The organism is Streptomyces avidinii (genome assembly GCF_014650695.1).
GTDB lineage: Bacteria > Actinomycetota > Actinomycetes > Streptomycetales > Streptomycetaceae > Streptomyces > Streptomyces avidinii.
In genome coordinates, this window is sequence record NZ_BMVL01000059.1 from 1 (window position 1) to 975 (window position 975).

Below are 975 nucleotides of genomic sequence, written 5' to 3' on the forward strand. Positions count from 1 at the left end.
CGCGGTCGTGATCCCGGCATGGATATCGGTGTTGGCCGCCGCGATCGCCGACATGATCGGCGTGCCCATCGTGATACCGACCTGCTGCGTCATCGTCGCCAAACCGGTCGCCATGCCCTGCTCGTGATCCGGCAACCCCGTCGTCGCCGTCACCATGAACCCGACGATCACCAACATGTTCCCCACACCACCCGCGAACGTCGCGACCAGCAGCAACCACATGCTCGACGAGGTCTCACCCAGAGCGATCAGGCTCAGCGTCGCGACCGCCTGCAACACACCACCGATGATCAGCGTGGTGCGGGTGTTCGTCGCCGCGATCACCCGCGGAGCAACCGAACCACCGATCACCGTGCCCACACCCAGCACACCGAACGACAGACCCGCAGTCAACGGCGAGAAATCCAGAACCTCCTGCAGATAGAGCGTCATCAGGAAGACCAGACTCGTCTCCGTCAGGAACGCGATCAGACCCGCGATATTGCCCCACGCCACCGTCTTCTTCTTCAGCACCGACACCGGCACCAACGGAGCCGCACTCCTCGACTCGATCGCATAGAACACCACCAGCAGCACCACACCCGCCGCCAGCCACCCCAGAGCACTGCCCGAACCCCAACCGTGCTCACCCGCCTGCGTCAACCCGTAGATCAAAGCGAGCAGACCCAGCGTGACCGCCGTCGCACCCGGCAGATCCAACTTCGGACGCACCGACGGACGAGACTCCTTGATCACCGCAGGAGCAATGAACAACACCGCCAGCGCCACCGGCACATTGATGAAGAACGCCCACCGCCACGACAGCAGATCCGTCAGGACACCACCCAGGATCGCGCCCGTCGTGAACCCCGCCGACATCAACGCACCATTGAGACCCAGCGCCTTCTGACGCAACGGCCCCTCCGGAAACGACGTCGTCAACAACGACAGACCCGCCGGCGTCACCGCCGCCGTCGCAAGACCCTGAAACACACG

1 protein-coding gene is annotated in these 975 nt (G+C 64.1%); it reads right to left on the reverse strand.

Going from position 1 to position 975, the window contains the following annotated elements; translation table 11 throughout:
* Positions 1 to 975: MFS transporter (locus IE257_RS37720; protein ID WP_189974640.1), on the reverse strand; the 975-nt coding region annotated here is incomplete at both ends.